The following is a 236-nucleotide window of genomic DNA, read 5'->3' on the forward strand; positions in this document are numbered from 1 at the left end:
GAGCAAAAAAGGTTCGTCATTACGGCGGACCTTTTTTTGTTGGATATCCCATTTCCTCCAGAGGAGCCCCCCCCAAAAAAAAATGGACCAACGTAAAAAATATCCCATTCCTTACCTCACCAGGTTACAAGAATGGGATATACAAACAAAACAAACAACGGGTCAACGTAAAAACCTGAGGGATTCATAGCTTATGCATAAATTTTCGCCAGTCTGAACAGGAAGAAAGCTCTGTC

The organism is Bacteroides sp. 2201st1_D9_2201SCRN_220225 (assembly GCF_040928965.1).
In the GTDB taxonomy this organism is placed as follows: domain Bacteria; phylum Bacteroidota; class Bacteroidia; order Bacteroidales; family Bacteroidaceae; genus Bacteroides; species Bacteroides stercoris.